The organism is Oscillatoria sp. HE19RPO, assembly GCF_024220515.1.
In the GTDB taxonomy this organism is placed as follows: domain Bacteria; phylum Cyanobacteriota; class Cyanobacteriia; order Cyanobacteriales; family Laspinemataceae; genus Laspinema.
Genome location: NZ_JAMXOT010000006.1, coordinates 21,280 through 30,956 on the forward strand (window position 1 = coordinate 21,280; position 9,677 = coordinate 30,956).

8 protein-coding genes are annotated in these 9,677 nt (G+C 45.3%); all 8 read left to right on the top strand.

The window, feature by feature from the left end; translation table 11 throughout:
* Positions 1–52 precede the first annotated feature (52 nt).
* The 8 genes from NG833_RS00525 (at position 53) to NG833_RS00560 (ending at position 9,380) form a co-directional block, all read left to right on the top strand.
* Positions 53–1,147 carry a ferritin-like protein gene (locus NG833_RS00525; protein WP_254563377.1) on the top strand — a complete coding sequence of 365 codons (1,095 nt, stop codon included), beginning with the start codon at positions 53–55 and terminating at the stop codon, positions 1,145–1,147.
* Positions 1,148–1,345: 198 nt separating this feature from the next.
* Positions 1,346–1,855, top strand: coding sequence for a hypothetical protein (locus tag NG833_RS00530; protein WP_254563378.1), 510 nt, complete (start codon positions 1,346–1,348; stop codon positions 1,853–1,855).
* 72 nt (positions 1,856–1,927) lie between these two features.
* Positions 1,928–2,596: a pentapeptide repeat-containing protein gene (locus NG833_RS00535; protein ID WP_254563379.1), complete on the top strand. Its 669-nt coding sequence runs from the start codon at positions 1,928–1,930 to the stop codon at positions 2,594–2,596.
* A 260-nt stretch (positions 2,597–2,856) separates the two neighbouring features.
* On the top strand, positions 2,857–3,864 hold the full coding sequence (iolE, locus tag NG833_RS00540; RefSeq protein WP_254563380.1) for a myo-inosose-2 dehydratase: 1,008 nt from the start codon (positions 2,857–2,859) through the stop codon (positions 3,862–3,864).
* Between the two features lie 126 nt (positions 3,865–3,990).
* Positions 3,991–4,380: a DUF4440 domain-containing protein gene (locus NG833_RS00545; RefSeq protein ID WP_254563381.1), complete on the top strand. Its 390-nt coding sequence runs from the start codon at positions 3,991–3,993 to the stop codon at positions 4,378–4,380.
* Positions 4,381–4,647: 267 nt separating this feature from the next.
* On the top strand, positions 4,648–5,652 hold the full coding sequence (locus NG833_RS00550; RefSeq protein ID WP_254563382.1) for a sugar phosphate isomerase/epimerase family protein: 1,005 nt from the start codon (positions 4,648–4,650) through the stop codon (positions 5,650–5,652).
* Between the two features lie 251 nt (positions 5,653–5,903).
* Complete coding sequence (locus NG833_RS00555) at positions 5,904–7,859, top strand: galactose oxidase early set domain-containing protein (protein ID WP_254563383.1); 1,956 nt, start codon at positions 5,904–5,906, stop codon at positions 7,857–7,859.
* An 87-nt stretch (positions 7,860–7,946) separates the two neighbouring features.
* Positions 7,947–9,380, top strand: coding sequence for a Dyp-type peroxidase domain-containing protein (locus NG833_RS00560; RefSeq protein WP_254563384.1), 1,434 nt, complete (start codon positions 7,947–7,949; stop codon positions 9,378–9,380).
* The last annotated feature ends 297 nt before the right edge of the window (positions 9,381–9,677 follow it).

The following is a 9,677-nucleotide window of genomic DNA, read 5'->3' on the forward strand; positions in this document are numbered from 1 at the left end:
CTTGCCATCTTCTTCCTGTCGAAATCCAGAACACATTCACCCCTGAAGTATTATGTCCAAAAACGATAAGTTGAAACTGATTACCACAGTAAAGGAGTTGCGTCACTATCTCAAAAAAGCCCTAGTGCTAGAACACGCAACGATTCCCCCTTACATTACCGCACTCTACTCCATGCACCCCGGAAAAAATTTAGAGTCGTTTCATATTATCCGGGCAGTTGCGGTAGAGGAAATGCTCCATCTGACCCTGATCGCCAATCTGTATAATGCGGTGGGCGGAAAGATGAAAAAGACCCTGACCGATCCGGAGTTTATTCAGACCTATCCGACCTATCTCCCCACCGGCGCGATTGATTTCAAAGTCGGATTGAATAAATTTTCCCCCGAGGCGATCGACACATTTATGAAGATTGAGCGGGCCGAAGAAGTCGAAGACGATAAACCCTTAGTCGTTTCTCGACCCGTTCAAGAACAGTATAACTTTCTGACCATTCTGGATGGTAAACCGTCTGATACATTCTACAGCATCGGATTATTCTATGCCGAGATTATTCGCGGCCTGTATGCACTCCATAAAGAAATGGGAGATGCCCTATTTTGTGGCGACCCCAGCCGACAAATTACGCCGGAATACTACTACAACGGTGGTGGAGATATTATCCCCGTGACCGATCTGCGTTCAGCCATTCGGGCTATAAAACTTATTCAAGAGCAGGGTGAAGGAGCAAGAAGTGGGACGATTTATGATGCCGAACGAGAACTGGGCCATTACTATCGATTTCAACAAATTAAACTAGGACAATACTATGTGGTGGACAAGGATGATCCGGAAAATTCGGATCGTCCCGATCATCCCACCGGGGCAAAATTTACGGTAGATTGGGATGCCGTATATCCGATGAAGTCCAATCCCCACCTGAGTGATTACCCCGAAAAATCGGAAATCTATACCGCAGCTAAACAATTCTATGCGGATTACCGCAAATTCCTAGGGGACCTTGAAAAGGCTTTTGATGGAAATCCCAAAGAATTAATTCCGGCAGTGGGCGGAATGTTCAAGCTGAAAGAATCTGCGACCGCTCTAATTCGGAATCCCATCCCCGGTATGCCCGGGGTTAATGCCGCTCCCATATTCCGATTAGATTAAGGGTTACAGGAGCATAAAAATTTTCCCGGTTTCTGTACTGTTTCTTTTGAGAAGTTTGGCATAAATGCTGAACAGAAACTGGGTTAAATTGCTCCTGCATTCGCTAGTTTCATCGATTGTTGTCGATGATGAATAATCACGGAGCCTCAGAATTTTCGCCCCTTTGTTGTTTTATTTTGTTAGTGAGGTAAATACCTGATGGATATTAATTCACCGGAGTTGATGGAGTATTTTTACGATTTGTCCGTAACCTTAACGGGCTTTTCTCGATTTCATCTACAGGGAACTGGACAAGGTGAACTTTACTTTAAGACCATCCATGAAATCATTGGACCTAATATCCTGATCGACTTGTTAAAACTGTTTCATGAGATTGATGAGGCAGCCACGAAGAGTGATGATAATTCAATCCGCACGAACCGACTGCGGTTAGAAATTTTGGGGTCTGAACAATTGGGTCCGATCGCCCGCAATATTATTAAGCTGTGGTATGTGGCGACCTGGTATGAACTCCCCAAAGATTGGCGGGAAATGTACGGCACTAAAACCCAAGACCGGACCTTTGTTCCCAGTTCAACCGCCTATCCAGAAGGACTCCTCTGGCCCGCGATCGGGGTTAACCCACCGGGAGCAAAAAGTCCCGGATATGCAAGCTGGAGTGACAAGCCTTCGGTAGGTTTAACCAAGTCCAAAACCTCTAAATTGTAACGCATCAGACCCTAAAGTTCCTAGCTCAATCACCAACTCAAACCTTCACATTTTGTCAGTTTTAGTCTCACCATGAATATTGCAACTTCATTTCGTCAACTTTCTACCCTGACCCTCTCCCTTGTTGTGAGCTTAACCCTCTGGATTGCTCCGGCTAATGCTTTCGTTGGCACAGATTACAATCAGTTAAAGTTGACCAACGCCTGTGTTAACTGCGATCTATCCGGCGTGGATCTCTCCAATCAAGATTTATATGGTAGCGCCTTAAATGGAGCAAATTTATCCAATGCCAATCTCTCCGGTGCACTACTCAATGATGCCAGACTTCAAGCAGCCAATTTAAGCGGTGCGAATCTCTCCCATGCTACAATGCCCGGAATTACGCTGTCAGAGTCTAACCTCACTGGGGCTAATCTTTCTGATGCTGAGTTGGAGAATGCGCTGATGACCAAAGTGGATTTAACCGGGGCGGATTTAACCGGGGCCATTTTAACCAGTGCGATTATCTCTGATGCCAATTTGTCTAATGCTTCAGTAACCAATGCTCAGTTACAAAAAGCTATTCTATCTCGCTCCAATTTATCCAGTGCAGATTTTTCCAGCAGTTCAATGAGAGATACAAAGTTGTCCGATGCTAATCTGACGGCAACGAATTTCCATGAAACAGATCTGTTTAAGTCTCTGATGCCTGACAAGACTATTTATAACGGAGATGTCTCCCGGTTTGGGGCTTTTCAATAAAACTTGAATCAGAAGGGATACCTTGGATGAACAGGCTCAATCTTGAGAACACCATTGTTATCCAAGTATCCCCCTTAATTCCTAATCTTAAAATTAGGTAAATCCGCCCCTGAAACCAAGCGACTTAGGACGGCTATTCGCGTATCAATCCATCACGTCATTTAACTTAGCGCACCATGAAGAAACATCCCTTCTTCCAAAAAATCAGAGCAATTTATCCCGTATCTGTCGTTTTAGGTCTCTTTCTTCTTGTCGGACTAATGAGCATTACTCCTCCTGCTAACGCTGCGACTTCCGATGACAACAATCCTGTTTTAGTCTCTCTCGTTACGCCGTCATCCGAGGCCATCTTAAACCCCACCTTCGATCGCAATAAAGTTAAGTTAGGGATTACCCCAACCGGCTGGAGTAATAGTGACGATCGCACCATTGATCTCGATCCCCCTATTCCATTCCAGCAAATTTTAAGTGAAACAGCCCTAGCTGGATTCAAAGGTTCACAGATGTCCCCGAAATATCCCCAAGACCTCAAGGAATTAAAACGGGAATTACAAATGCGTAATTTAACCATTTCTGAACCTTGGGTGGGAACGTTGTTCACCGTAGGACAAGCCCAAGAAACCTTTGAAGAATTCGATAAGCAAGTTGCCTTCATGAAAGAGATGAATGGTAACAGTATTGTCGTGGCTGAATTGGGGGGTGCAGTTCATCAAAAGCCTGGTGCAGACCCATTAGTGGACCGACCCAAATTTACGGATCAGCAATGGTCAGATTTAACCGAAGGACTGAATAAACTGGGTGCGATCGCCCAAAAAAATGGGATGCAATTGGTCTATCACCCTCATATTGGCACCGGAGTTGAAAACTTCGAGGATATCGATCGCCTCATGAACAATACCGACTCTAACACCGTTAAACTGCTTCTGGATACAGGTCATTTGTACTATGCAGGCGTTGACCCTCTAGCGGTTACTAAAAAATATGTCAACCGGATCAAGCACGTTCATTTGAAAAATATTCGTCAGCCGATTTTAGATGAATCCAAAAAAACTGGACGGGGATTTTTAGATTCAATTCGCGCCGGAATCTTTACGGTCCCCGGAGATTCCGCAGGAGCCATCAATTTTCAGCCGATTTTACAAGAGCTTGCCAACGCTAATTATGAAGGATGGCTGATGGTGGAAGCGGAACAAGATCCGAAGAATGCCGAACCGTTACAATATGCCCTGATGGCTCGGACCTACCTCCGCGACCAAATTGGATTTTAATCCCTAAGTGCTGATTTGAATCCTGTATTTTGACCCGGGAGAGGATAAGATTTAAGGGTAAAAAACTCTTTTAACTTAATCATATTCTCTCCCAATTATCCCTCACAATTTTAGGATTATACGGCTATGAGCTTCAGAGATAGAGAAGAAATTAGACAGATATTTGAAGAGATTTACCCAGCTAATGTCAGGTCAATAGACCTGATGTCTTATGCCGAAATGTACACCGAAGACGCTCTGTGGATGCCACCAGATGCCTCGGATTGTATCGGGATTCATGACATTGTGCAAGGGTTTGCTGAAGAATGTGCTCATCAATCAACTGATCCCACCTTCAACGCCGAAGAAATCGAAATAACAGGGGATTTTGGTTACGTCATCGGGAGCTCTGCCGCCACAATTTATCCAAAAGACGGCAGTCCTGCTCATGTTGTTAAATATCGAGCGCTTTGGTTGATGAAAAAAGAGGGAAATAGTTGGAAAATTAACCGTCAAATTTGGAACAAAAAGCTGTAAAATCAGCTAATACGAAATTTGGTATTCAAATAAAAACCCGCACCCTAAAGGGTGGGGCTACAGGGACAAAGCCCGCCTGCGCGGGCTACTCTATCAAAACGACTTTTGATACCCGGATTTGGTATTATCAGGATGGGGTTAATTTGTTGAATTGTAACCATTTCACCCCGGCTTCAAATTTGCTAATTACAAGCACAACAGATATTTGTCGATCTGAATTTACCGATGCCTCTTTCCTACTAAATTCTCACGACAAGGAGTCGTAACATGAATGACAATATGCTAATTCCGCAGGATGTCTATTTGAGCTTTTTTATGTTCACCACCAATCTGAAACCTCATGATCATGAGTATCGGAAACGGGTGCTTAAACATATAAAAGAACTGACCCAGATGGGTTATACGGGCTTTGAGTTTCCGATCGCACCCTCGGACAACACCGATTACTCACAAGAAATTCAGGACTACGCCAACCTGCGTCGCTTTCTGGATGACGAAGGATTCAGTGATGTAGACATTACGACCAATGTCGGTGCCACTCCAAGCTGCGATCCCAGTTCATTTGACGCAGGACAACGGCAAAAAGCCTTAGCCTATCTCAAGGCACGGGTTGACATCACTGCCGCACTCCGGGGGGAAGTGATGATGGGACCGATCGTCGTGCCTTACGGTGCATTTCTCAAGGATGGGAATACCCCGATTTGGAGCGATCGGCTACAATGGGAGTTAGCTCGGCGCTATGCCAATGCACAACCGACTCTACAAGAGTTAGGAAACTATGCAGAAGATAGGAATGTCAAATTGGCGATCGAGCCAATCACCCACTGGGAAACTCCAGGTCCGAACAAATTATCTCAAGTGCTAGACTTTCTGGAAGGCGTGAGCAACCCAACCGTGGGAGTTGTGATTGATACCGCTCACGAAATTCTTGATGGTGAAGGACCCGAGATTTTTGCAGCACAAGTGAGGCAATTGGCTAATGAACGCCGACTGCATTATGTCCAAGTCTCTGCACCCGATCGCGGTGCGGTTCATACCAGTTGGATTCCCTGGGAGTCCTTGTTTAAACCCATTCTCTCTGTGTATAATGGACCAGTCGCGATCGAGGTTTTCAATGCGATTCCCGATTTTCTGGACTCCTTGCGCCTGAGTCGTCGCAAGTTTTGGATACCGGGAGAAGATGCAGAGAATCAATACCCCAGTGCCTATGACATTGCTCAAGAGGCGATCGACATCACTCGGAAAAAACTCACTCACATCTATAACCTTTAGTAAAACAGTTCTAGCTCAGTTCTCCCATCTCACCTCCTCAACTTGTTGACCTAGGACGTGAAATTAAAGTTGACGAACTCAGACAATGAACCGGGTTTCTGGCTGTAATTTCCTGGAAAATCAGCCCGTATATATTAAGAAAACCCGGTTTTGAATTGTTACCAAACCTCCTCCGTCCTAATCATCCACATCAAAGCTTCCGCAACTCAGCAATTTTGTAAAACGATGCAACGAGTAATAAATAGCCCCCTATGAGACTCAATAACATAACTAACCGAACTACAATCATCTCGGTTTTTTTCATTTTTATCTTAACTTTAGCCATTACATTCTGCGGGTGGAAGCAGGCGATCGCCTCTCCCCTAGTAGGTGCTAAAGAAGAAATGGGAGCCTGGGAAACCATTCCAATGGCTCCCAAAGAAAGCCTCATGCAGTCAGTTCATACCATCCTCCTTCCCAACGGAAAAGTCCTCAGCGTCAACGGCAGCAGCTTTCGCAATACCCTCCTCAATGACCAAGGTAAAACCACCTTTGTAGAAGGAGTCGGATCCGGAGACTATAACGCCATTAACAACACCTCCCTCTTCGACCCCCAAACCCAGCAATTTGAGCGCATTTCTTCACCTCCTGCCATGCAAGATGGGCAGAGCAACGACCTATTTTGTGGCGGTCATTTACAACTAGCCGATGGCAACGTCCTCTTTATCAGTGGAACCGGACGTTATTACCCCGGAGGCAGATTCACCGGCTCAAAACAAGCCAATCTTTATAACTGGCAAACCGGCGAATGGTCTCCTGCCGGTCAAATGAAAGAGGGCCGGTGGTATCCCACCCTAGTCGAACTAGCCGATGGCAAAATTGTCATTTTTTCCGGTCTAAAATTAAATGCTCCCAACCAAATTAATCCCAGCATAGAAATCTACGACCCCAATACCCAAAACTTCCACTACATTGACCTGACAACCGTCGATAACAGTCCCTTTAATACCTACATCAAAGGGGCTGATGACTATGATAGTATTGACCTCTATCCTCGGGTTTTCCCCACCGCTGATGGGAAACTTCTCATTACGGGAGACGAAGCCGGTATTGCCAATGTTTTAGTTCAAAACAAAAGCAAAACCAGCTATTTAATGTCCGTCCATGAAGACGCCTCCGGTAAATTTTCCGTCAGCTTTGAAGTCGGTCCAGAACGATTTGAAACCACCAAAGCTTATGGAACCGCCCTCCAAGTTCCCAACTCAGAAGATGTTTTATTACTCGCCGGAATGATCGGCACCAACGATATCAACTTTGGACGCGGGGGTAACACGGCGAACTATGCTGGAGCCAAAATTGCCTCTAGTTTACAGCGTTGGGTCTCTCCTGAACATAGCGGAGAAAAGAATGGTAAATGGGAAACCGTTGAGAAATTCTTAGACAAACCTCGGGCTAATCTCGAAGCAGTTATTCTGCCCTCTCAAGAGATTTTAGTCGTCAATGGCGGTGAATATCCTGAATATACACCCATCTATGAACCGCTGTTGATGACGCCCAATTCTGATGCTCCAGGCGGTTACCATATCAAGCCCATGAATCCCGCCAAACTCCCCAGACTTTATCATAATGGCGCAATCCTTTTACCCGATGCGCGAGTATTAAGCATTGGGGGGAATGCGAATCGGGCAGCCGTCGAAAAAGATGGCACCATTCATGTTGATATTGGGCGAGATCCGCAGAATAATTTTATCTTAGCCAAGCTCACCGATAAATCAGCACAGGCGAAAGAATTCTCCCTGCAAGAGTATTACAAATCACCTCAAAGCTATTTTGCTCCCGGTGACCCTGAACCCTTCGTTCCCGCAGAAATGTGGCAAGCGGAAGTCTTCAGTCCCCCCTATCTCTTTAAACCCGGTGCGCGTCCAGAAATTGTGACGGTTCCGAATAGCATCCAATATGGCAAAACTAACCAAATCTCTGTCAAAGATGCCACCGAAAATGGGTCTTTGGTCTTAGTCAAACTCGGTGCCGAGACCCATTCTTTAGATTTTGGACAACGCTTGGCTGAATTACCCATCCAAAATATCGCCCTCGGAAATGAGTCTACCCTCGACTTTCAAGCACCAACCAATCCAAATCTTTATCCCCCGGGCTACTATATGATGTTTTACCTCAATGACATTGGAAAACCCTCTCATGCTCAAATGGTGAAGCTAGAACATTCATAGATTATCATCAGAATTAGCAACCTGGGCTTGCTAATTCTGAATCCCTTCAATAGCCGACTCTAACCCGTACTACAGCGACTCAATACCATGACACTCACTCAAGAAGATTTAGAAGGACTACCCGGAAATGGAGCGGGCATTGACCCTGATAATCCCGGTGAATATGCAGAGTTACTCGAAGATTTACAGGGCAACATTCTCAACTCTCACGGACGAGATTATAGCGTCCATCTGTTTTTGCAATTCAAACCCGATAAAACCGATGAGGCAAAGCAATGGATTCAAAATTTTGCTCATAACTCAGTAAAATCAGCGAAACAGCAGGCCGATAGCGCCCGTCAGTACCGAGAACAGAAGATTGATGGCGGTGTATTTGCCAACTTCTTTTTATCTCGGAAAGGGTATGAATATCTGCGGTTTTCTCCTGCAAAAATTCCTAACGATCAACCCTTTCGGTTCGGAATGAAAAATCCCACCCTCCGGCAATCCTTGGGGGATATTGAAGTGAAGCAATGGGAGGCTGGATATCAAGAGGAAATTCATGCCTTAGTCATCATGGCCGATGATAACTTAGTCGGCTTACTGCAAAAGGTGAATACCATCGGGCAGCAACTGCGCTCAGTTGCTGAAGTGATTAACCGAGAAGATGGGTTTATTCTCAAAAATTATCGGGGACAATTTGTAGAACATTTTGGCTTTGTCGATAATATCAGTCAGCCGCTCTTTTTGAAACGGGAAATTGACAAAGCCAAGGAAAAAGGCGGTGATTTTACTAAATGGGACCCTCGGGCTGCGCTGGATTTGATTTTGGCTAAAGACCCGAACGGAAAGACAGAAGATAGCTATGGCAGTTATTTGGTCTACCGCAAACTCGAACAAAACGTTAAAGGATTCCGTGAAGACCAACGTAATTTGGGTAAAAAGCTCGGTATCACTGAAGATTTAGCCGGGGCGCTGGTTGTAGGTCGTTTCTTCGATGGAACACCCGTCACCCTCAAAGAGCAACCCCTGTATGCGAACCCAGTCCGACCCGTGGATACCATGAATGACTTCAATTACAGCGAGGATACCCAGGGAACCCAGTGTCCCTTCCATGCTCACCTCCGCAAAACGAACCCCCGAGGAGACACTGGACGAGTAGAATCGGCAATTAACTATGAAGAATCCTTAGAATTGGAAAGGCGTCATCGTATCGTTCGTCGCGGCGTCAGTTATGGAGAAAATGACTTAAATAAAGAACCAGAAACCGGATCAGGAATGCTCTTTTTATGCTTTCAAGCTGATATTGAAAATCAGTTCAACTTTATGCAAGCCTCCTGGTCGAATCAAAAAAACTTTCCCCAGTACAATGTGGGACCCGACCCCCTAACAGGTCAACCCGGGGGAACTCAAAAATGGCCGAAAAAATGGGGGGAACCCGAAACAGAAGACTATGACTTTAAACTCCGAGTCACCCTGAAAGGCGGTGAATACTTTTTCGCGCCGAGTATGAGTTTTCTAAAGAATATTGCACAGATGTAGCTCCCAGATTCGGAATTTTTTTAGAGGAACTTCATCCAGGAGCGGTTAAAAACCGGGTTTCTTGAGAAAAATGTCCCGGCTTGGGAACAAATTCTATCCAAAAACCCGGTTTCTTGTCCTCTCTATCTACTTTACCCGGGAGCATCTCAATTTTGCCTAAGGGAACTCCAAAAAATAAAATCTCCAAAACGTTCGTTCGTAGATCAACAAAGTAGCCCCGTCAATGTCGGAGTAAATGCTTGCGCCCTCCGGAGGGCGCAAGCATTTACTCCGACACATAGCTTCCTTTCAGTTGAA

Coding starts and splice junctions, on each gene's coding strand:
- NG833_RS00545 (WP_254563381.1), top strand. CDS start 3,991: ATGAGCTTCAGAGATAGAGAAGAAATTAGACAGATATTTGAAGAGATT.
- NG833_RS00550 (WP_254563382.1), top strand. CDS start 4,648: ATGAATGACAATATGCTAATTCCGCAGGATGTCTATTTGAGCTTTTTT.
- NG833_RS00560 (WP_254563384.1), top strand. CDS start 7,947: ATGACACTCACTCAAGAAGATTTAGAAGGACTACCCGGAAATGGAGCG.
- iolE (WP_254563380.1), top strand. CDS start 2,857: ATGAGCATTACTCCTCCTGCTAACGCTGCGACTTCCGATGACAACAAT.
- NG833_RS00530 (WP_254563378.1), top strand. CDS start 1,346: ATGGATATTAATTCACCGGAGTTGATGGAGTATTTTTACGATTTGTCC.
- NG833_RS00535 (WP_254563379.1), top strand. CDS start 1,928: ATGAATATTGCAACTTCATTTCGTCAACTTTCTACCCTGACCCTCTCC.
- NG833_RS00555 (WP_254563383.1), top strand. CDS start 5,904: ATGAGACTCAATAACATAACTAACCGAACTACAATCATCTCGGTTTTT.
- NG833_RS00525 (WP_254563377.1), top strand. CDS start 53: ATGTCCAAAAACGATAAGTTGAAACTGATTACCACAGTAAAGGAGTTG.